Origin of the sequence: Pseudomonas sp. GL-RE-29 (assembly GCF_019947275.1) — a bacterium.
Classification (GTDB): Bacteria; Pseudomonadota; Gammaproteobacteria; order Pseudomonadales; family Pseudomonadaceae; genus Aquipseudomonas; species Aquipseudomonas fluorescens_A.
On sequence record NZ_JAGYGD010000034.1, the window covers coordinates 50,720 to 73,214 of the forward strand.

The 22,495-nt window shown below is 60.1% G+C and carries 12 protein-coding genes; 6 read left to right on the top strand and 6 right to left on the bottom strand.

Going from position 1 to position 22,495, the window contains the following annotated elements:
* Positions 1–162: 162 nt before the first annotated feature.
* Positions 163–9,591: a retention module-containing protein gene (locus tag KGB21_RS23730; RefSeq protein WP_223506900.1), complete on the top strand. Its 9,429-nt coding sequence runs from the start codon at positions 163–165 to the stop codon at positions 9,589–9,591.
* Between the two features lie 320 nt (positions 9,592–9,911).
* On the opposite strand, the gene KGB21_RS23735 is transcribed toward KGB21_RS23730, so the two are convergent.
* The 4 genes from KGB21_RS23735 to KGB21_RS23750 form a co-directional block, all read right to left on the bottom strand.
* Positions 9,912–10,751: a hypothetical protein gene (locus tag KGB21_RS23735; protein WP_223506901.1), complete on the bottom strand. Its 840-nt coding sequence runs from the start codon at positions 10,749–10,751 to the stop codon at positions 9,912–9,914.
* Positions 10,752–11,016: 265 nt separating this feature from the next.
* A complete protein-coding gene (lapD, locus tag KGB21_RS23740; RefSeq protein WP_223506902.1) occupies positions 11,017–12,957 on the bottom strand; it encodes a cyclic di-GMP receptor LapD in 1,941 nt (646 codons plus the stop codon).
* 326 nt (positions 12,958–13,283) lie between these two features.
* Complete coding sequence (locus tag KGB21_RS23745; RefSeq protein ID WP_034146210.1) at positions 13,284–13,679, bottom strand: YbaN family protein; 396 nt, start codon at positions 13,677–13,679, stop codon at positions 13,284–13,286.
* Between the two features lie 10 nt (positions 13,680–13,689).
* Positions 13,690–14,277: a YecA family protein gene (locus tag KGB21_RS23750; protein WP_034146211.1), complete on the bottom strand. Its 588-nt coding sequence runs from the start codon at positions 14,275–14,277 to the stop codon at positions 13,690–13,692.
* A gap of 373 nt (positions 14,278–14,650) precedes the next feature.
* Between KGB21_RS23750 and recQ the strand changes: the two genes are divergently transcribed.
* The 4 genes from recQ to KGB21_RS23770 all read left to right on the top strand — a co-directional run bounded on the left by recQ (position 14,651) and on the right by KGB21_RS23770 (position 19,567).
* Complete coding sequence (recQ, locus tag KGB21_RS23755; protein WP_034146212.1) at positions 14,651–16,777, top strand: DNA helicase RecQ; 2,127 nt, start codon at positions 14,651–14,653, stop codon at positions 16,775–16,777.
* A gap of 120 nt (positions 16,778–16,897) precedes the next feature.
* On the top strand, positions 16,898–17,332 hold the full coding sequence (locus KGB21_RS23760; protein ID WP_034146213.1) for a MarR family transcriptional regulator: 435 nt from the start codon (positions 16,898–16,900) through the stop codon (positions 17,330–17,332).
* Between the two features lie 127 nt (positions 17,333–17,459).
* Complete coding sequence (locus KGB21_RS23765; RefSeq protein ID WP_223506905.1) at positions 17,460–19,079, top strand: FimV/HubP family polar landmark protein; 1,620 nt, start codon at positions 17,460–17,462, stop codon at positions 19,077–19,079.
* Positions 19,080–19,279: 200 nt separating this feature from the next.
* Positions 19,280–19,567 (top strand): SelT/SelW/SelH family protein, encoded by a 288-nt coding sequence (locus KGB21_RS23770; RefSeq protein WP_034146404.1) that lies wholly within the window; start codon positions 19,280–19,282, stop codon positions 19,565–19,567.
* Here the strand turns inward: KGB21_RS23770 and KGB21_RS23775 are convergent.
* Positions 19,561–20,454, bottom strand: a complete 894-nt coding sequence (locus KGB21_RS23775; RefSeq protein ID WP_223506903.1) for a DMT family transporter — start codon at positions 20,452–20,454, stop codon at positions 19,561–19,563. The genes KGB21_RS23770 and KGB21_RS23775 overlap by 7 nt on opposite strands.
* 167 nt (positions 20,455–20,621) lie before the next feature.
* Positions 20,622–21,386, bottom strand: coding sequence for a helix-turn-helix transcriptional regulator (locus KGB21_RS23780; protein WP_223506904.1), 765 nt, complete (start codon positions 21,384–21,386; stop codon positions 20,622–20,624).
* A 136-nt stretch (positions 21,387–21,522) separates the two neighbouring features.
* Here KGB21_RS23780 and KGB21_RS23785 point away from each other — a divergent pair, with 136 nt between their 5' ends.
* Positions 21,523–22,338 carry a UDP-2,3-diacylglucosamine diphosphatase gene (locus KGB21_RS23785; protein ID WP_034146216.1) on the top strand — a complete coding sequence of 272 codons (816 nt, stop codon included), beginning with the start codon at positions 21,523–21,525 and terminating at the stop codon, positions 22,336–22,338.
* The last annotated feature ends 157 nt before the right edge of the window (positions 22,339–22,495 follow it).

Sequence of the window (22,495 nt, forward strand, 5' to 3'; positions counted from 1 at the left end):
CCGTGAGCAATACGCTAGGCGAGATCGTCGCCAGGGAAGCGGTTAATGTAAATAACCCCGCTGACCGGCCTAGACGATCCGCCAGGCAACCCGCTTGAGCCATGAGCATGATCTCCGCAACAAAACAGGTGCCGACAGCGGTTGGCAGCGGAGGAAATGCACATGGCTACGCTCATCGGTATCGTCAGTAAGGTCATCGGTCAGGTATTCGCGGTGGGGAGCGATGGCACCCGACGCGCACTGGTCGAGGGGGACCGGTTGTTTGCCGGTGATCAACTGAATACCGGAGCCGAAGGCGCGGTGGCGGTGCATCTGCAAAATGGCCAGGAACTGACGCTGGGGCGTGGCAGCAGCCTGCAAATGACCCCGCAGTTACTGGCGAATCAATCGCCCCATGTGGACACCGCAGAAACAGTCGCGCCAAGCCAGGAACAACTGACTGACGTCGAGCAGCTGCAAAAAGCCATTGCGGCCGGCGATGACCCGACGCAGACCGCTGAAGCCACGGCGGCTGGTCCGGGTTCGACCGGGCCCGCTGATGGGACGGCCGGTGGCGGCCACAGTTTTGTCATGCTCGAAGAAGTGGGCGGGCGGGTCGATCCGAACATCGGTTTTCCAACCGCCGGTTTCAACGGCATTCCCGAGTTTCCCGAAGCACGGCGCGACGGCGATGACAACGGCGACGGCACCCCGGCGGCAGTTGTCACGCCCCCGGTCATCACGCCTCCTGACGTTACACCTCCCGTCAACAACCCGGTCACCCTCAACGGTCTGTCGATCGAGGGCGGCGAACTGACGATCAAGGAAGCCAACCTTGCCGACGGTTCAGCGAGCAATCCTGGTGCACTGACCCAAAACGGTACGTTCACCGTCAACGCACCCGACGGGCTGACCAGTCTGAGCATCGGCGGGATCAGCGTGATCAGTGGTGGCGTGGCCGCGGGTTTCCCACAATCGATCACCACTACGCTGGGCAGCACACTGACCATCACCGGTTACAACCCAGCCACGGGCGTGGTGAGTTACAGCTACACGCTCAACGGCAGCGAAACGCATTCGGCCGGTGATGGCACCAGTGTCAGTGAACAATTCCCCGTGGTGGTCATTGACAGCAACGGCACCACCGCCAATGGCAGCCTGGACGTCAACATCACCGACGACGTGCCTCAAGCGATCGACGACAACAACGCCTCGACGTCGTCGGAAACCCTGCCGACGCTGAACGGCAACGTGCTGACCAACGACGTGCAAGGCGCCGACCGTGTGGCCATCGGCCCGAACAGCGGCCCGATCACCCCCGGCACCTTCACCGGTACTTACGGCACTCTGGTGCTGAACGCCAATGGCACTTACACCTACACCCTGAACACTAGCGATGCCGATTTCAAGGCCCTGCACGGCGGTGGCGATGGCACGGAAACCTTCACCTACACCCTGACCGATGCCGACGGCGACACCAGCACCGCGAACCTGGTTTTGCAGATCCACAACAACGACGACCCGGTCACGATCGATGGGCTGAACATCGAGGGTGGCGAACTCACAATTTATGAGAAAAATCTCGGCGACGGCAGCACCCCGGATGCCCCGGCCCTGACCCAGAGCGGCACTTTCACCATCACCGCCCTCGACGGTGTGCAGACCCTGACCGTCGGCGGTATCGCCGTGGTCACTGGCGGTGTGAGCGCAGGCTTCCCGCAATCGGTTACGACTCCGCTGGGCAGCACGCTGACCATCACCGGCTACGACGCCACGACTGGCGTGGTCAGTTACAGCTACACCCTGGCAGACCCCGAAACTCATCCGGGCGCCGACGGGACCAACACGCTCCCTGAACAGTTCGCCGTCACCGTGGTTGACGACAACGGCACCACCGCCAATGGCAGCCTGGACGTCAACATCACCGACGACGTGCCTCAAGCGATCGACGACAACAACGCCTCGACGGCGTCGGAAACCCTGGCGACGCTGAACGGCAACGTGCTGACCAACGACGTGCAAGGCGCCGACCGTGTGGCCATCGGCCCGAACAGCGGCCCGATCACCCCCGGCACCTTCACCGGTACTTACGGCACCTTGGTGTTGAATGCCAACGGCACTTACACCTACACCCTCAACACCAGCGACGCCGACTTCAAGGCCCTGCACGGCGGTGGCGATGGCACCGAAACCTTCACCTACACCCTGACCGATGCCGACGGCGATACCAGCACCGCGAACCTGGTTTTGCAGATCCACAACAACGACGACCCGGTCACGATCGATGGGCTGAACATCGAGGGTGGCGAACTCACTATTTATGAGAAAAACCTCGGCGACGGCAGCACCCCGGATGCCCCGGCCCTGACCCAGAACGGTACCTTCACCATCACCGCCCTCGACGGTGTGCAAACCCTGACCGTCGGCGGTATCGCCGTGGTCACTGGCGGTGTGAGTGCAGGCTTCCCGCAATCGGTTACCACCCCGCTGGGCAGCACGCTGACCATCACCGGCTACGACGCCACGACTGGCGTGGTCAGTTACAGCTACACCCTGGCAGACCCCGAAACTCATCCGGGCGCCGACGGGACCAACACGCTCCCTGAACAATTCGCCGTCACCGTGGTTGACGACAACGGCACCACCGCCAATGGCAGCCTGGACGTCAACATCACCGACGACGTGCCTCAAGCGATCGACGACAACAACGCCTCGACGGCGTCGGAAACCCTGCCGACGCTGAACGGCAACGTGCTGACCAACGACGTGCAAGGCGCCGACCGTGTGGCGACTGGCCCGAACAGCGGCCCGATCACCCCCGGCACCTTCACCGGTACTTACGGCACTCTGGTGCTGAACGCCAATGGCACTTACACCTACACCCTGAACACTAGCGATGCCGATTTCAAGGCCCTGCACGGCGGTGGCGATGGCACGGAAACCTTCACCTACACCCTGACCGATGCCGACGGCGACACCAGCACCGCGAACCTGGTTTTGCAGATCCACAACAACGACGACCCGGTCACGATCGATGGGCTGAACATCGAGGGTGGCGAACTCACAATTTATGAGAAAAATCTCGGCGACGGCAGCACCCCGGATGCCCCGGCCCTGACCCAGAGCGGCACTTTCACCATCACCGCCCTCGACGGTGTGCAGACCCTGACCGTCGGCGGTATCGCCGTGGTCACTGGCGGTGTGAGCGCAGGCTTCCCGCAATCGGTTACGACTCCGCTGGGCAGCACGCTGACCATCACCGGCTACGACGCCACGACTGGCGTGGTCAGTTACAGCTACACCCTGGCAGACCCCGAAACTCATCCGGGCGCCGACGGGACCAACACGCTCCCTGAACAGTTCGCCGTCACCGTGGTTGACGACAACGGCACCACCGCCAATGGCAGCCTGGACGTCAACATCACCGACGACGTGCCTCAAGCGATCGACGACAACAACGCCTCGACGGCGTCGGAAACCCTGGCGACGCTGAACGGCAACGTGCTGACCAACGACGTGCAAGGCGCCGACCGTGTGGCCATCGGCCCGAACAGCGGCCCGATCACCCCCGGCACCTTCACCGGTACTTACGGCACCTTGGTGTTGAATGCCAACGGCACTTACACCTACACCCTCAACACCAGCGACGCCGACTTCAAGGCCCTGCACGGCAATGGCAACGGCACCGAAACCTTCACCTACACCCTGACCGATGCCGACGGCGATACCAGCACCGCCAACCTGGTGCTGAACATCCACAACAACGATGACGGCGTGACGCTCAACGGCCTCGAGGTGTCCGGCGGCGAGCTGACGGTCTACGAGAAAAACCTCACCTATGGCAGCGACCCGGATGCTCCGGCGCTGACCCAGAACGGCACCTTCACCGTCAATGCGCCGGATGGCCTGCAAACCCTGACCGTGGGCGGTATCGCGGTGGTCAGCGGTGGCGTGGCGGCGGGGTTCCCGCAACACACTACTACCGGCACCGGCGCGACCTTCACCATCACCGGTTTTGATTCGACCACCGGCGTGGTGAGCTACAGCTACACCCTGAACTTCACCGACCGTGACCACCCCAACGCCGACGGCGCCAACAGCGTCAGCGAGAACTTTGACGTCGTCGCCACCGACGCCGACGGCAGCACAGCGAGCGGGCAGATCAACGTCAACATCGTCGACGACCTGCCGACCGCCAACCCCGACGCGGTCTCGGTCGCAGAAGGTGGCGTGGTCACCGGCAACGTGCTGTGGAATGACGTCGGCGGCGCCGATGGCCCGGCGGCGGGCGGTGGCGTGGTCGGCGTGCGCGCCGGCTCCGACACGTCGAACCCGGCTTATGGCAACCTCAATAATCAGATCAACGGCACCTACGGCTACCTGACGCTGGACGCCCAAGGCAACGCTGAGTACCACAGTTACCCGAACGCGGTGAGCGGCCCCGGTGCCACCGACGTGTTCACCTACACCTTGCGCGATGCCGACGGTGACGAAAGCACCAGCACGCTCACCATCGACGTGAACAACAGTTGCATCCGCGCGGTCAGCGACACCGACGTGACTGTTTACGAAAAAGCCCTCGACCTGAACCAAGGTGGTCAGGACCTGGCTCCCGGCACCGTCACCGGCAGCGACCCAGGCCATACCGGCGAAACCGCCAGCGGCACCTTGGTCGGTTCGGTCTTCGGTGCCAACGGCGCCGTCACCTACACCCTGGTCGGTAGCGCCACCGGCAATTTCGGCCAGCTCCAGCTCAACTCCAACGGCACCTACACCTACACCCTGACTTCGCCGGCCAGCACCACGCCGCACGCGGACGACGGCGCCAACACCCTGAGCGAAACCTTCACCTATCAGGCCACCGATGCGCTGGGCAACAGCGTCACCAGCACCATCGTGGTCAACATCGTCGATGACGTGCCGAAAGCCGTACACGACAGCAACGAATTGACCGCGGCGGAAACCCAGCTGAGCCTCACCGGCAACGTGCTGAGCAATGACGTGCAAGGCGCCGATGTCGTAGCGAGCGGTCCCAACAGCGGCCCGATCACTCCCGGGACTTTTGTCGGCACCTACGGCAACCTGGTGCTGAACGCCAACGGCACCTACACCTACACCCTCAATACCAGTGATGCTGATTTCAAAGCCCTGCACGGCAATGGCAACGGCACGGAAACCTTCACCTACACCCTGACCGATGCCGACGGCGACACCAGCACCGCCAACCTGGTGCTGAACATCCACAACAACGATGACGGCGTGACGCTCAACGGCCTCGAAGTGCCAGGCGGCGAGCTGACGGTCTACGAAAAAAATCTCACCTACGGCAGCGACCCGGATGCACCGGCGCTGACTCAGAGCGGCACCTTCACCGTGACCGCGCTGGATGGCCTGCAAACCCTGACCGTGGGCGGTATCACCGTGGTCAGCGGTGGCGTGGCGGCGGGGTTCCCGCAATCGACTGACACCTATTACGGTGCCACTTTCACCATCACCGATTACAACGCCGCCACCGGCGTGGTGAGCTACAGCTACACCTTGAACTACGCCGACCGCGAGCACCCCAACGCCGACGGCGCCAACAGCGTCAGCGAGAACTTCAACGTCGTTGCCACCGACACCGACGGCAGCACCGCGACCGGGCAGATCAACGTCAACATCGTTGACGACCTGCCGACCGCCAACCCCGACGCAGTCTCTGTCGCAGAGGGCGGCGTAGTCACCGGCAACGTGCTGTGGAACGACGTCGGCGGCGCCGATGGCCCGGCGGCGGGCGGTGGCGTGGTCGGCGTGCGTGTCGGCTCCGACACTTCGACCCCGGTCATTGGCGGCCTCAACAGCCAAATCAACGGCACCTACGGTTACCTGACGCTGGATGCCCAAGGCAACGCCGAGTACCACAGCTACCCGAACGGCGTTAGCGGCCCCGGTGCGAGCGACGTGTTCACCTACACCTTGCGCGATGCCGACGGTGACGAAAGCACCAGCACCCTCACCATCGACGTGAACAACAGCTGCATCCGCGCGTTCAGCGACAGCGACGTGACGGTCTATGAAAAAGCCCTCGACATCGTCAAGGACGGCCAGGATCTGTCGGCTGGCTACGCCCTCGGTAGCGAACCAGGGCATACCGGCGAAACCGCCAGCGGCACGCTGGTGGGTTCGGTCTTCGGTGGCAGCGGTAACGTCACCTACACCCTGGTCGGCGGCACGTTCGGCAACTACGGACAGATCCTGCTCAACCCCAACGGCACCTACACCTACACCCTGACCAACCCGGTCAACACCACGCCGCATGCGAACGATGGCGCCAATACCCTGAGCGAGTCTTTCACCTACCAGGCCACCGACGCGCTGGGCAACAGCGTCACCAGTACCATCGTGATCAACATTGTCGACGACGTGCCCACAGCTCACGCTGACGCGATTCCGGTCACTGAGGGTGGCGTGGTCACCGGCAACGTGTTGTGGAACGACGTCGGCGGCGCCGATGGCCCGGCGGCGGGCGGCGGTGTGGTCGGCGTGCGCGCCGGCTCCGATACCTCGACCCCGGCACTTGGCGGTCTCAACAACCCGATCAATGGCACCTACGGTTACCTGACGCTTGATTCTCACGGCAACGCCGAGTACCACAGCTACCCGAACGGCGTGAGCGGCCCCGGTGCGAGCGACGTATTCACCTATACCCTGCGCGACGCCGACGGTGATGAAAGCACCACCACCATCACCATCGACGTGAACAACAACTGCATCCGCGCGGTCAGCGACACCGACGTGACCGTCTACGAAAAAGCGCTCGACCTGAGCAAGGACGGCCAGGATCTGGCCGCCGGCAGCGTCACCGGCAGCGAGCCGGGTCATACCGGCGAAACCGCCAGCGGCACACTGGTCGGGTCAGTCTTCGGTGCCAGCGGCGCCGTCACCTATACCCTGATCGGCAGCGCCACCGGTACTTACGGTCAGATCCTGTTGAGCGCCGACGGCACTTACACCTACACCCTGACCTCGGCACCGAAAACCGCGCCGGGTGCCAACGATGGCGCCAATACCCTGAGCGAAAGCTTCACTTACAAAGCCACCGATGCACTGGGCAACAGCACCACCAGCACCATCGTGGTCAACATCGTCGATGACGTGCCCAAAGCCGTGGCTTCGGAACGTTCGGTGTCAGCCGTGGAGATCGATTCCAACCTGCTGCTGGTGATCGACGTATCCGGCAGTATGGGCGACGCCTCTGGCGTACCGGGCCTGTCGCGATTGGCGCTGGCCAAGCAGGCGATCAGTGCCTTGCTCGACAAGTACGACGACCTCGGCGATGTCAAAGTGCAGATCGTCACCTTCAGCAGCGGCGCCACCGACAAGACCCCGATCTGGGTCGATGTCGCGACGGCCAAGTCGATCATCTCCGGTCTGACGGCGGGTGGTAACACCGACTACGACGACGCCGTGGCGATGGCGAAAACGGCGTTCGCCACCAGTGGCAAACTCACCGGGGCGCAGAACGTCGGTTATTTCTTCTCTGACGGGAAGCCCAACGAAGGGGATATCGGGACACAGGACGAAGCGTCCTGGAAAGCCTTCCTCGAGACCAATGCCATCAAGAACTACGCGATTGGCCTGGGTAGCGGTGTCAGCAACAGCAACCTCGATCCAGTGGCTTATGACGGCAGCACCAAGACCAATACCAACGCGGTGGTGGTGACCGATCTCAATCAACTGAACTCGGTGCTGTCGGGCACCGTGGTCGGCGCACCGGTGACCGGTTCGCTGCTGGGCGAGGGCGGTACGTTCGGTGCCGATGGCGGATTCATCAAAACCATCACTGTCGACGGCACCACCTACACCTATGACCCCAAAGGCCTTAGCAACCAGGGTTCGCTGATTTCCAGCGGTGGTACCAATCACGGCACCTTCAACACGGTTAACAACTCGCTGAGCATCGCCACTAATGGCAAGGGCACCCTGGTGGTGAACCTGGATACCGGCGAGTACAGCTACGTTTCGCAGAAAGCCACGTCGGTGTTGATCACCGAAAACATCGGGTTCACGGTCAGTGACAAGGATGGCGATCTCGCCAGTTCGAATCTGGTAGTGAAAGTCGTTCCGAACGCGGCACCGCTTGCGGTCGATGATCACATCATCACCAACGTGCTCTCGAACAATGTGACGGTGCCAGGCGAATTGTTGCTGGCCAACGACACTGATTCCAATAGCGATTCGCTTAGCCCGTCGTCGACCAGCTTCAACACCGGCTGGATTTCCAAGGCTGCGGACTTCACCGGCACTGGCGCCATCACCTTCAATGGCACCAGTTCAAACGTAGCGGCCAATCAGACCCTGGGCAACGTACGCAGCGCGTTCGCGGCCAATGCCGCGACCATGACCGCCGTGCTGGTGGTCAGCGGTTACCTGGGGTCGGCCAGCAACGCCCAATCCAACATCAACGATGAGGACCGCTTCTCCGTCAACCTGAAGCAGGGTGAAACCCTGACCCTGAATCACAACCTTGATGCCGGGCATGTGGCCATGGAGTATTCGCTCAACGGCGGGTCGTGGATCAACCTCGCGGACGGCCAAACCCTGACGGCATTGGCGGATGGGACTTACCAGGTCCACATCACCAACATCGCCAACACCAGTGGCAGCAACCCCAATGCGGCGGAAAACTACCAGCTGACCATGAACCTCAACTATGCCGGTGGTCACGACGTCACGCCGGACTACCACGGCACCTACACTGCCAATGACACCCATGGCGGCAGTGACAGTGCCAACGTCAATATCAGCTATCAGGACGGCCACACCCTCACCGGGACGGCGGACAATGACACGCTGATCGCGGGCGAAGGCAACAACATCCTCAATGCCGGTGACGGCAACGACATCCTCACCGCAGGCAACGGCAACAATGAGTTGCACGGCGGCGCCGGCAAAGACTTGCTGTACAGCGGCTTGGGCAACGACCTGCTCGACGGCGGCACTGGCAGCGACACCGCCAGCTACGCCCATGCCACGGCCGGGGTCAAAGTCGACCTGAGCCTGCTCACCGGGCAGAACACCCTCGGTGCCGGGACCGACACCCTGACGGGGATCGAAAACCTTACCGGCTCCAACTTCAACGACACCCTCACCGGTGACAACAACAGCAACGTCATCACCGGTGGCCTGGGCAACGACGTGCTCAACGGTGGCGGCGGCGATGACTTCCTGATCGGTGGCCTGGGCAACAACACCCTCACCGGCGGCAGCGGTGCCGACACCTTCGAGTGGCTCAAGGGCAACAGCGGTCACGACGTCATCACCGACTTCGCACCCGGCACCGACAAGCTCGACCTGTCGCAACTGCTGCAAGGGGAAAACGGCACGACGGCGTCGCTGGATGACTACCTGCACTTCACCGTCAGCGGCAGCGGTGCGTCAGTGATGACCAGCATCGATGTGAGCGCCATGGCCGGCGCAGCGCCGAACCAGACGATCGATCTGGCGGGCGTCAACCTGGCCAGTCATTACGGAGTGACGCCGGGGGCGGGCGGGGTGATTGGCGGTGCGGATACAGCCACCATCATCAACGGCATGCTAAATGACCATTCGTTGAAGGTGGATACGGTGTGATTTGAAGAATAAAACCGCCATTCCTGTTCTCAGGAATGGCGGTGGCTTGATGATCATGTTGTGTGGGTTACGGTAAAGATCTAGCTCTGAAATTATCCATGCTGTAATCGTTACCGTTCCAACTCGACTCTGCTGTGGCGGTGAATGAGTGCGTGCTTCAGTTCATGTTGTTGATCGTGTATGTCTGAGAGCTGCTCTCGCCGATTTTCAGTACCCGTTTGATATTTCAGGGATGTGAAACTCAGGCAGTTGTGGGGTTCCTTGCGTTGCCATGATTGAATCTCCTGGCATTTAATAGGGTGCGAAGGGATTACTCGATTTTACTCGACGCGTCTTACTCTGAAATTGTCGATTGAAAAATCATTGCCTTTCCATTGGCGAGTGAGATTTCTGAGGCTTACTCTAACCGTGGCTGATTGGGCGACTGTTCTATTAGATGCGATGCTTTTCCAGGAAGTGTTAGAAATTGAATAGATTGGACCTATGCCGTTAAATGCAAGAATAAGTTGGGGTGGGTTAGGGTCTCGTCCTGCTATATTGTTGGTCCTTGCATCGATCGTAAATTGATAGGTCATTCCAGGTATTACGGAGAATGTTTTTTCTAAAATCATGCCGTCATGGTTGTCGCCAGGGGCGGATGTATCATTGGATAGATAAAAACCACCGCTAATGTCTTCAACAAACTGAATGTCTCTTGCTCCCTGCCCCTTTGTCCATCCTCCCAATGTATTGTCGTTGAAGTCTGTGAGTTCATCGAGATCATTAAGTTGGGTTTTGATGGGGGTTGTTAATGACGGAAATGCTGTGGCGGTTGATATGTCTGAGCTACCGTAGTAGGTAATAAGGTCTTCTAATGTGGCCGTTGAGTTGTGAGGCAGTGCAGTCAGTTGGCTTCCGGGGATTCGTTCAAGTAAGCGATTATCAAACTGCAACACGGAAACTTCATGGTCTTCGAGTATGTTTGTTGTTAGGGGTGGATATAGCTCGGTCTGGCTAGCTAATCTCAACCATATTTGCGAAGGCGTCCATTTTTCAACAATGGCAGATATCTTGCCTTGATGCGTAGTCAGGTTAAGTACATTGTCATCGTCGGCTTCAGGGACTTCCGGCTTGGGAAGTTGGGGGGCAGTATTGGGTAAGGGTTTTTTTTCAAATAGCACGGTAAGTACACCTCGTTGAGCGAACGCCCATTGATGATTTCGGCGTGTACTTTTTATTGTTTTCTCCTTTGGCACTATTGACTACTGTCAGAAATGTCAGGTTTGACTGAAAGCCGATGAGTGGTCGACGCGAACAAGGCGCTTTATGAATGAGTCTGTATCAGCCGAGCCAACAAAGTCCGGCAATGTTTTTTGGAAGTAGAGGAGCTTGTTTTGTCTGCGAAGAAGGATCATGGTCCTTCATGGCTATTGGCAAGCCTGGCATTTACATCGGCTCAGGTGGTCCGATCAATCTCCCCATCACCCCGAACACCCCCAGTTCCCGGATCGCCTCCAACTCCCCCCGGGTCTCGACCATCTCCGCAATCAACGGCAAATCAATGCTGTTGGTCGCTCTGAAGATTGCTTCGATGAATAGCCGTTTGTCTCGCTGCTCATCGATATGCCGTATGTAAGCCCCGTCGATTTTCAGATAAGCCAGGCCCAATTGGGTCAGGTTGCCGATCTGGCTGAAGCTGCCGCCAAAATGCTGCAGGCCGATGCGGTAACCGGTGTCGAGCAGGCTGTGGCTCAGACGCTGCAATTCGGCCGGCGGCGGCAGTTGGCATTCGTCGATTTCCAGGGTCAGCAGTGGCGCGAGTTCTGGCAGGGAATCGAGCATGTCGAAAATCAGCTTCAGGTGCTCCGGATCGCGCAGGGTGCTGCCGGACAGGCTCAGCGCCAGGGGCCAGCGATTGACGGCCAGGTAATCGAGGGTCGCTTCGAGCATGGCCAGGTCAAACCGCGCCGACCAGCCGAGGCGCTCGATCCAAGGCAGGAACTGCCTGGCAGCAATCGCTTCACCCTGCGGGTCGAGCAGGCGCGCGAGGACTTTGTGGTGCAGTAGTTGACTGGTGTCGGCGCATTGCACCACCGGTTGAAAATACAGCAGTAACTTGCCTTCAGTCAGGGCGTCATCAATCCAGGTGCGCCAGTCGTATTGAGACAGGTGCTGTGTAGCCTCGCGATGGCTCAGCAAAATCCACGGGCGCTCGGGATGTTGGCTGGCCTCGCTCAACGCTTGATCAAGGCGCATCAGTACATCGCCAGGCGACTCGCCGGAATGGTAAGCAACGATCCCCAACTGCGCCACGGGCGTGCAATCACTGGCGCCGGTCATGCGCAGGTTTTCCAGCGTGGCGCTGACCTCGGCGGCCAGACGTGCGGCATCCTCGGTACTCAGGCCTTGAGTCAGTAAGCTGAATTCGCCCCCGCGATTGCGCGCCGCCAACCAGTTTCGCCGTTCCGGCAGACCAGTCAGACGCTTGAGCAGTTCGCCGACCGTGCTGATCAAGGCATCGGTGCGCTGGCCGCCAAGACGCTGGTTGAGCCCGGCGAGGTCATTGAGGCGCAACATCAACAAATGGCCGTCGCCGTTTTGCTCGGCGACCAGCAAACGGTCGGCCAGTTGCTCATCGAGCAGTCGTCGGTTCGCCAACCCGGTCAGGCTGTCTTGATAGGACTCCTTGCGCAGTCGATCACTGCGCGCCGCCTCTTCGTTGAACAACGCCTTGAGCTTTTCGACCATCTGGTTCATCGCCAGCACCACGCGCTTCAACTCCGGAGTGCGCGGCAGTTTCGGCAGGCTTAAAAACTCGCGTTTGCTGATGGCTTCAGCTTGTTTGACCATTTTGTCGAGCGGCCGCAACTGGCGACGTAACAGCCAGCCGCCAAACACGGCGCTAAGCAATCCGCAGATCAGCAACCAGATCAGGCTGCCAACGGTGCTGTCCCAGAGTTTGGCCAGGGCGAACTGCGGATTGCTCAGCACTTCGACCCGTGCTGCTTGCTCCCATCCGCGCATGATCAACGCGTCGCCCCCTTCATGGCGCAGGTTGACCAGACGGACAAACCAACCGGGCACGCCCTCGATTCGCGCCGCAGCGCTGCGCTCCACCAACACCTGCTGACCCTCGACATCGACGATGCGGATGTTGCTGAAATAGCCACTGTCGAAAATCGAGCTGACCATCAGCTCCATCATCGCCGGGTCATCGATCTGCGTCGTCAACGACAAGCCCAGGGCGGTGGCGGCGTCCTGGGCGTGGGAGCGCAATTGGCCGAGCATCTGCTCGCGAGAGCTTTCCAGGCTGACAAAAAAACTGCCGCTGAAGGCCACCAGCAAGAACAGGCAAATAGCGAGAAACAACTGATTGCGCAGTTTCATGGAGTGCTCCTTGCGGCGTCTGCACATACTTGCGGCTGGCCCGGACGCAATTCAATCCAGCCAATAGGAAAGCAGGAATCCGCCGGACCGACGTTACAGCGTTAGCCATGCTGGATGACGCAGACTGGCCGCTGGAGGGACGGATGGAATCAGTCTAGGTGGTGTTTGATGAATGGCGGGCAGGTCGTTGGACGAAGAACTTACGCATAATCGTTTTTGTGGCGAGGGAGCTTGCTCCCGCTGGGTTGCGAAGCGACCCCAATTACTGTTGCGACTGCTGCGCAGTCGAGCGGGAGCAAGCTCCCTCGGCACAAAAAAATTGAGGTTCAGGACTTGCGCAGGGTTTTCTGCCGCAGGATGTAAGTCGTCACCAGCACGGCACTGGTCAACATGAACCCGCGTGCCCAGGGCAGGGGCACCAGGTAGCAGGAAAACAGGATGCTCGCCCACATCAGGCCGATGGCGTAGACCTTGCCCTTGAGCGGGATGCCATTACCTTCGAGGTAATCGCGGATCCAAGGCCCAAGCCGGGGATGATCTACCAGCCAATGGTAAAAACGCGGAGAACTGCGAGCGAAGCACGCGGCTGCCAGCAACAGGAAAGGAGTAGTGGGCAGTACCGGCAGGAAAATACCGATCACCCCCAGCACTACGCTCAGCCAGCCAATGGCCAGCAGCACGTAGCGCAACATCAGGGAGCGGTTGCCTATGGGGTTGTCCATAGGCAGAACCTTAGTGGTGACGTGGCTTGAGGATCGCCGGTTTTTCGTCTGGTGCGTTGCACAGCAGGTACAGCGCAGTCAGGGCTTCCGGGATCTGCACGATCATGTCGTCCATCAGGTTGGCATCGGCGGCAATGTCGGAGAACTCCGGTTGCTCGTCGAACAGGCCCGAACCGACCATGATCGGCAGCAGCATTTCGCTGACTTCGTCTTCGGCGGTTTCAAACCAGGCTTCTTCGCGCAGGAACACGCCTTCCATGAAGCCGATGCACCAGCCGCGCAAGTCGGAATCGTCCGGGTCTTCGCCCAGGTCCAGGTCGCAAGGCAACTCGAACTCTTCATCGGAGGCCAGTTGACGGGCGATGTGGGCCTTGAGGGCCAGCAGCGTGGATTCGATCGCTTCACGCTCGGTGTCGTCGGCGTAGTGCGGCTCTTCGGCGAAGAGGGCGTCGATCCACTCACGATCAGGAACGACCTCGGAACAGATGGACAGCGCGGTGAGGTAGCCGTGAGCGGCCACGTAGTCCAGCGCCTCGTCATGCAGTTCATCGGCGTCGAGGAAGACTTGCAGGCGGGTTAGTTGCTCAGCGAAGGACATTAAAGGGCTACCTTGGGGAATATTCGATGCGGGAATTCTAGGCCTTCTTGAGCGCTTGGGCCAGCCGCGCGGCATATTTGAACAACGCATTCCCTGTAGGAGCTGCCGCAGGCTGCGATCTTTTGACCTTGTCTTTAAAAAAATCAAAAGATCGCAGCCTGCGGCAGCTCCTACAAAGGTCATCTTCATCGCTCTTATCAGCGGCACCCTTTGCCGGACAGTGCTCGGGTATACTCGCGCGTTTTGTGATGCCCTGCTGGCATCGCGGCTGAAATGTGAAGCGTCATGCAATGCGCCCTTACGATTTGTCGGTGCAGCACGGCAGTTTCTGAACCAGCCTTGCAGGGATGTTTCGGTGATTTTTGGAGTTTCTATGCTCGAACAGGCTCAACGCGTCCTCAAGGACATCTTCGGCTACGACAGTTTCCGTGGCCGCCAGGGTGCAATCATTGAGCGCGTGGCCAGTGGCGGCGATGCCCTGGTCCTGATGCCTACCGGTGGCGGCAAATCCCTGTGCTTCCAGGTGCCAGCGCTGTTGCGCGAAGGCTTGGCGGTGGTGGTATCGCCGTTGATCGCCTTGATGGACGACCAGGTCGCGACCCTCGAAGAACTGGGCGTTGCCGCAGCAGCGTTGAACTCAACCCTCAGCGCTGAGCAACAGCGTGACCTGGCAGCACGGATCAAGCGCGGCGAAGTGAAAATGCTTTACCTCGCCCCGGAGCGCCTGGTTCAGCCGCGCATGCTGAACTTCCTGCAAGGGCTGAACATTGCCCTTTTCGCCATCGACGAAGCGCATTGCGTATCGCAATGGGGCCACGACTTCCGCCCGGAATACCTGCAACTGGGCCAGTTGGCGGAAATGTTCCCCGACGTGCCGCGCATCGCCCTGACCGCCACCGCCGACAAACGCACCCGCGAAGAAATCGTCACCCGCCTGCATTTGCAAAACGCCGAGCGTTTCCTGTCAAGCTTCGACCGTCCGAACATCTTTTATCGCATTGTGCCCAAGGAACAGCCGCGCAAGCAGTTGCTGGCGTTCCTCGCCGAACGACGCAGTGATGCTGGCATCGTCTATTGCCTGTCGCGCAAAAAGGTCGAGGAAGTGGCTGCGTTCCTCAGCGAGCAAGGCTTCCCGGCGCTGCCGTACCACGCGGGTCTGCCCAACGATTTGCGCGCCTATCACCAGAAGCGCTTCCTCAACGAGGAAGGGCTGATCATGGTCGCCACCGTGGCGTTCGGCATGGGTATCGACAAACCCAACGTGCGGTTTGTCGCGCACCTCGATTTGCCGAAATCCCTGGAAGCCTACTACCAGGAAACCGGGCGCGGCGGCCGTGACGGTCTGCCGGCGGATGCCTGGATGGCCTACGGCCTGCAAGACGTGGTGATGCTCAAGCAGATGCTGCAGAACTCCGAAGGCGACGAACGCCACAAGCGTCTGGAGCAGCACAAGCTCGACGCCATGCTGTCGCTGTGCGAAGAAACCCGCTGCCGCCGCCAGACCTTGCTGGCCTACTTCGACGAAGACATGCCCGAGCCCTGCGGCCATTGCGACAACTGTGTCGATGGCGTGCAAACCTGGGACGCCACCGAGCCGGCGCGTCAGGCACTTTCAGCAATCTATCGCACCGGCCAGCGCTACGGCGTCGGGCATCTGGTGGATGTCTTGCTGGGCAAGGACAACGAAAAAATCCGCAGCTTCGGGCATCAGCACCTCTCGGTTTACGGCGTCGGCAAAGCAATGGCCGAGGGCGAATGGCGTTCGCTCTTCCGGCAGCTGGTTGCCCGTGGGCTGGCCGACATCGATCTGGAAGGTTACGGCGGCCTGCGCCTGAGTGACACTTGCCGACCACTGCTCAAGGGCGAAGTGACCCTGGAACTGCGCCGCGACCTCAAGCCACAAACCACGGCGAAAAGCAGCAAGAGCCAGGCGAGCCAACTGGTACGTGGCGAAGAGCGCGAACAGTGGGAAGCCTTGCGCGCGCTGCGGCGCAAACTCGCCGAAGAGCATGGCGTGCCGCCATACGTCATTTTCCCGGATTCAACCTTGCTGGAAATGCTCCGCAGCCAACCGACCACGCTCGCGGAAATGGCCACGGTCAGTGGCGTCGGCGCACGCAAACTCGAGCGTTACGGCGAGGCCTTCCTCGAAGTGCTCGGCGGTCAGGTCGAGGCACCGAAAGCAGTGGCCGACGTACGCCATGAACTCATCACATTGGCGCGTGCCGGCATGACGCCGCTGCAAATCGCCGGTCAGCTGCAATGCTCGGAAAAGAACGTCTACGCCATGCTCGCCGAAGCCATTGGCAAGCAACAGTTATCGCTGGAACAAGCGCTGGATCTGCCCGAAGATCTGATGGGCGAAGTCCAGGATGCGTTCCTCGACGGTGAAGGCGAATTACCGCCAGTGTCGGAGATTTCCGCATTGTTTGCGGGACGAGTGCCGGAAGGCGTTTTGTACTGCGTCCGGGCCGCGCTGCAATCCGAATTCGAGATTTGAGCGGCCGGTTTCACTGATGTAACGATTCACTACAGATCAAGCCTTGCCTGAAAGCGAGGCTCATGCTTAGCTGACTAATAATTAGTATTTCTCTATTTTCAGCCTGATCATGAGTGTTTTATGCCGTTAACCGATCAACACCGTTTTGGCATGCAGTTGGCCCAGATGTCACGTGGCTGGCGTGCCGAACTGGACCGCCGTCTGGCGGGTTTGGGGCTATCCCAGGCGCGCTGGCTGGTGCTGCTGCACCTGGCACGTTTCGAAGAACCGCCGACCCAACGTGAACTGGCGCAAAGCGTCGCCGTCGAAGGACCGACCCTGGCCCGCCTGCTCGACAGCCTGGAAAGCCAGGGCCTGGTGCAGCGCCAGGCAGTGCTGGAAGACCGTCGGGCGAAAAAAATCGTCCTCTGTGCCCCGGCTCACCCCCTGATCGAACAAATTGAAACAATTGCCACCCAGCTGCGCCACGAACTCTTCGAAGGCGTGGATGAGGCGGATTTGCGGATCTGCATGCGGGTTCACGGGCACATCCTGGCCAACCTTGAAAAATCTTGAGGCATAACGCCGACCCAGACTTTTGAGATCCCTTGTTGCGCGGACTATAAGAACTACTCGGCAATATCGTGTTCGTACCGGATGTGCGAACACGTGCAGGTTGGTTCTGGTTATCTAAGGGATGCTCATGCTTGAAAGTCGGCTATTGGTTGTTCGCGGTTGTGTCAGGTTGTTGCTCATCGGTGCTGCTGTCACTTACTCGGCATTAGCTCCGGCGCTGGGCCTGGGTGACATCACCGTGCATTCGGCACTGAACCAGCCGCTTCGCGCCGACATTGCCCTGGTAGATGCCGGTGGTCTGGAAGAGGGTGAGTTGTCGGTCAGCCTGGCGACGGCAGACGAGTTCAGCCGAGCCGGTGTCGAGCGGGTGGTCTTCCTCAACGACCTGAAGTTCACCCCCGTCCTGAAGGGTAACCACAGCTTCATCCGTGTCAGCTCCAATAAAGCGGTCAATGAACCGTTCCTGAATTTCCTCGTTCAACTCAATCAGCCCAATGGCCAATTGCTGCGTGAGTACACGGTGCTGATCGATCCACCGGGCTCACCGGAAATTGTGCCTGCCACCGATGAACCGGCGGCGATACCCTCACCTTCCGCATTCCCGAATGTTCAGCCGGCCGTCGCACCGCTCCCTGCACGCAAGGAAGCGCCCAAGCCTGCCGCAGCCCCGATGATTGATCCTGTCGCGGAACAACTGGCCGCCAGCGAGCTGCAAAATCAGCAATTGCAGGCAGCCGTCGATGAACTCAAGGCGAAGCTTCAGGCGCAGGACGAACAGATCGCTGCCGATAAAAAACAGGTCAGTGAGTTGCAAACCCGGTTAGCGGAAGTTCAGCAGGCAGCGGTCCAACCCGCTGCACCCGCCGTTGCGACGCCAGAATCCATGGTTGCAGAGGAGTCCGGGTCTCGCTGGCCTTTGATTTTCGGGTTTCTAACAGTGATGGCGTTAGTGGTGCTCGGGTGGTTTGTCCGGCGTCGGCGTCAGCTGATTGAGGACGCCCCTGAATCCTCTTCAAAACAGGAGCCTATGTTGGAGCGAGCGGTGGAACCTCGGATGCCGCCGTCCGTGACACACGCAGATCCTGAAGAGACCGCGGCGGGCGATGTGCTGGAAGCGGTCGACATCTATCTCAGCTACGGCCGATTAACCGAGGCGGAAGGCTTGTTGCGCGAGGCGATGGTCAAGGAACCTCAGCGCACCGATCTGGCGGAAAAGTTGTTGGAGGTGTTGGGCAAGCAAGGTGATCTTGCAGCGTACGAAGCGCAGGAAGCCAGCCTGCGACACAGCGGGTTAAACGCACAAAAACTCCACGATATCCGCGCTAGGCACCCAAAACTGAGCGTCGTCACTCCGGTCGCCGTGGGGGCTTCAGCGATAGCGCCCGCCGATGAGTTCCAGTTGAACCTCGATGATCTGTCGATGGACGCCTCCTGGGACCTGACCAGTCCATTTGAAAACCCGCCATCAACGCTGGAAGCCGAGATCGAATGGGTCGCCGAACCTGACTCTCAACCCCTCGACGACGCCTTTCTCGCCGAATTCACTGAGCCCGTGCGGTTGCTGCAACTTGAGCCGCTGAATCTGGAACCGACCGAGCCGAGCAACGCTGGCAAGCTGGAACAAGCCCAGACCTGCATCGATGATGGTGACGTCGACAGTGCCATTGAATTGCTGAACGAGTTGCTCAAGGAAGCTGATGAGCCGCTCAAGCAGACAGCCCGAACCTTGTTGGCCGGTATCCGATAATTTTGTCGATCGAGGTCCAGTGCGGCGAGGGAGCTTGCTCCCGCTCGACTGCGAAGCAGTCGTAAAACCGCTCAACGCGGTGTGCCTGAATTTACGTGGTTGCTGGACTTGGGCCGCTTCGCAGCCCAGCGGGAGCAAGCTCCCTCGCCACGGGTGTTAAGCTGACGGCATTCAAACATTACACAGGGATCATGCGTTTCATGACCGCAAACAAACCCGAAATCATCATCACCTACTGCACCCAGTGCCAGTGGCTGTTGCGCGCGGCCTGGCTGGCCCAGGAACTGCTCAGCACCTTTGGCGACGACTTGGGCAAAGTGTCCCTGGTGCCCGGCACTGGTGGGGTCTTTCATATTTTCTGTGACGATGCGCAGATCTGGGAGCGCAAGGCTGACGGCGGTTTTCCCGAGGCCAAGGTGCTCAAACAGCGGGTCCGCGATCAGATCGATCCGGACCGCGATCTGGGTCACAACGACCGCACTCAGTGAGACGTGGCTTCCGCTGCAACGGCTTTCTTGCTTGAGCCGGTTGAAAGTCGGCTGGACACCACAATCGCAACGATGATCAGTGCACCGCCCAGCAACATGCGCAGGGTCGGGTTTTCGTCGAACAACAGCCACGCCATGGTGATGCCGTAGACCGGCTCCAGGGCAAACACCACGGCGGCGGTTCGTGCCTTGATCACGGCGAGGCTGGCGACGAACAGGCTGTGGGCGACGCCGGTGCAGAACACGCCGAGCAGGCCGATCCACAACCAGTCGATGGCGCGAACTTCGCTCAACTGGGGTGCCGCCACCGGCAGCAGGCACAGGGCGACGACCACGTTCTGGCACAGTGCGGCCTGCACTGGCGGGATACGTCCGGAGCTGGCGCGGTTGGTCAATGACAACAACGAGAACAGCAAACCGGAAGCGACCGACCACAGCAGGCCGGTGGTGGCGTCGCTGGCCAGATTGAACTCTGGTGTCACCAGGACCAACCCGATGGTGACCAGCGTTACCAAAAGGATCTCGTTGAGGCGAATCCGCTCGCGGAAAATCAGCCCTTCAAGTATCACAGTAAAAGCCGGGAAACTGGCAAACCCCAAGGTCGCGATCGCCACGCCGGCGATCTTCACTGAAAGGAAAAAACTCACCCAATGCCCGGCCAGCAACAAGCCACTGAGCAACAGGCGACGCCAGTCCACGGCGGCGAGTTTGTGCCAGCGGGTCTGGCTGGCGAATCGTGCAAAAAAGGTCAGCGCCAACACCGCGAACGCCGCGCGGCCGAATACGATGATCGCCGGCGACGCGGCGGCGAGTTTGCCGAACACGCCGGTCAGGCCGAACATCAGTGCGCCAATATGCAAAGCGCCAAGGGCGGTACGGGGAGTCATTGCAATCCTTGGTAAACGTATCGATCGAGCCAACAACACCGGCCCCTGTAGGAGCTGCCGCAGGCTGCGATCTTTTGATCCTGTTTTTTAATATCAAGATCAAAAGATCGCAGCCTGCGGCAGCTCCTACATTGAACGTGGAAATGCTCGTTATGTCTGTCGGCAAACTATCGTTCTTTGTCGCCAGCCTCGCGCCGTAATTTTCCGGGTGATACGCCGAACTCCCGCAACACCGCGGCGGCAAAAGCGCTCTGGGAGCTGTAGCCAACCCGAGAGGCAATCTCGCCGATGGGCAGCGTCGACTCCCGCAGCAATGCAACGGCTTTGTGCAGGCGACGACTACGAATGTAATCCATCGGCGTCTGCCCGCACTCGGCCACGAATCGTGCATGCAAGCGAGCATTGGAAAGGCCGGCCACGCGGGCCAGATCGGCGACCTGCAACGGATAGGCCGCGTATTGGTCGATGTGCGCATTCAGCGCGGCATAAGGCAGGCGTCGAGCGACTACGCTGTCAGGCCTGGCGTTGTTGAGGCTGGCCAACAACAGCACCGCGCCCTGTTGCGCAATCAGCGGATCGTCGACAGGACTGTTCGCCAGCCAGTGGACTAATTGGCTTTGCCCGGCATCCAGTGACAACCGACCGGCGTTATCGAGCAAGCGTCGGCTCGCGTCGGCATGGTCACCCAGCGATTGGCACACCCATTGGTCCCCGGGAATGTCCAGCACCAGGCAACGACTGCCATTGGCGCTGCCACAGGCATGATGCGCGCCGGACGGCACTACCGCGAAACTCTGCTGAACCACCTGACTGCCACGCCCGTCAACCTCGAAATCCAGCGCACCCGAGAGCCCGAACACCAGTTGTGCATGCTCGTGGCTGTGGACGATCAGGTCGTGGGTGTATTGGCGAAGGGTGAGGATCGGTCTCATCGCAGGTCTCCCGTGTCAGGGCGCCAGTCTACACCGGGGCACGCCCGTGAGCGCTGTCACAAGACTGACTTGGCGCTGTCATGGGCCATTAACCGGACCGGCGCAAGCTTGCCAAAACTTGTCCTGAGGGTTGCCCATGACCAGCGCCGAGCTCGCCAAACCCAGTCGTAAGCAACGTGTGCGGACCTTGTGGATTTCCGATGTGCACTTGGGCACTCGCGATTGCCAGGCCGAGCATTTGTCGCAGTTTCTCAAGGGCTATCACGCGGACAAAATCTACCTGGTCGGCGACATCATCGATGGCTGGAAGCTGCGCGGCGGCATGTACTGGCCCCAGGCGCACACCAACGTGATCCGACGGTTGCTGACCATGGCCAAGCGTGGCACCGAAGTGATCTACGTCACCGGCAACCACGACGAATTCCTGCGCCGCTATTCGAAGCTCATTCTGGGCAACATCCAGTTGGTGGACGAAGCGGTGCATGTGACCGCCGATGGTCGGCATCTGCTGGTGATCCATGGCGACCAGTTCGACGTGATTACCCGTTATCACCGCTGGCTGGCGTTTCTCGGCGACTCGGCCTACGAATTCACCCTGACCCTCAACCGCTGGCTCAACCATTGGCGCGCCCGTTATGGTTACGGTTATTGGTCGCTGTCGGCGTACCTCAAGCACAAAGTGAAAACTGCGGTCAGCTTCATCAGCGACTTCGAAGAAGCCATCGCCCATGAATGCGTCAAGCGCGAGCTGCATGGCGTGGTATGCGGGCACATTCACCATGCCGAGATTCGCAAGGTGGGCGAGGTGGACTACCTCAACTGCGGCGATTGGGTGGAGTCGTGCACGGCGCTGATCGAGCATTGGGATGGCACGATCGAGTTGTATCGGCTGGCGGATGCCCAGGCGCGTGAGGCGGTGTTGAAGTCATTGAAAATTGCCGAGCCGGCATGAAGAGCAAAATCAAAAGATCGCAGCCTGCGGTGTAGTGGTTCAGTTTTTTTAAACCATCCCGTAGGAGGATTAAGCCGCCTGTTGCTCGAACAGCGCAGGCGGCAAGTGGTTCGAGGCGGAGTGGCAACGGCGATAGTTGTAATGCGAGATGAATTCC

What these genes read in the sequence shown, in the direction of transcription:
- KGB21_RS23730 (WP_223506900.1), top strand. Translation starts at nt 163, where the DNA reads ATGGCTACGCTCATCGGTATCGTCAGTAAGGTCATCGGTCAGGTATTC.
- lapD (WP_223506902.1), bottom strand. Translation starts at nt 12,957, where the DNA reads ATGAAACTGCGCAATCAGTTGTTTCTCGCTATTTGCCTGTTCTTGCTG.
- KGB21_RS23745 (WP_034146210.1), bottom strand. Translation starts at nt 13,679, where the DNA reads ATGGACAACCCCATAGGCAACCGCTCCCTGATGTTGCGCTACGTGCTG.
- KGB21_RS23750 (WP_034146211.1), bottom strand. Translation starts at nt 14,277, where the DNA reads ATGTCCTTCGCTGAGCAACTAACCCGCCTGCAAGTCTTCCTCGACGCC.
- recQ (WP_034146212.1), top strand. Translation starts at nt 14,651, where the DNA reads ATGCTCGAACAGGCTCAACGCGTCCTCAAGGACATCTTCGGCTACGAC.
- KGB21_RS23760 (WP_034146213.1), top strand. Translation starts at nt 16,898, where the DNA reads ATGCCGTTAACCGATCAACACCGTTTTGGCATGCAGTTGGCCCAGATG.
- KGB21_RS23765 (WP_223506905.1), top strand. Translation starts at nt 17,460, where the DNA reads ATGCTTGAAAGTCGGCTATTGGTTGTTCGCGGTTGTGTCAGGTTGTTG.
- KGB21_RS23770 (WP_034146404.1), top strand. Translation starts at nt 19,280, where the DNA reads ATGACCGCAAACAAACCCGAAATCATCATCACCTACTGCACCCAGTGC.
- KGB21_RS23775 (WP_223506903.1), bottom strand. Translation starts at nt 20,454, where the DNA reads ATGACTCCCCGTACCGCCCTTGGCGCTTTGCATATTGGCGCACTGATG.
- KGB21_RS23780 (WP_223506904.1), bottom strand. Translation starts at nt 21,386, where the DNA reads ATGAGACCGATCCTCACCCTTCGCCAATACACCCACGACCTGATCGTC.
- KGB21_RS23785 (WP_034146216.1), top strand. Translation starts at nt 21,523, where the DNA reads ATGACCAGCGCCGAGCTCGCCAAACCCAGTCGTAAGCAACGTGTGCGG.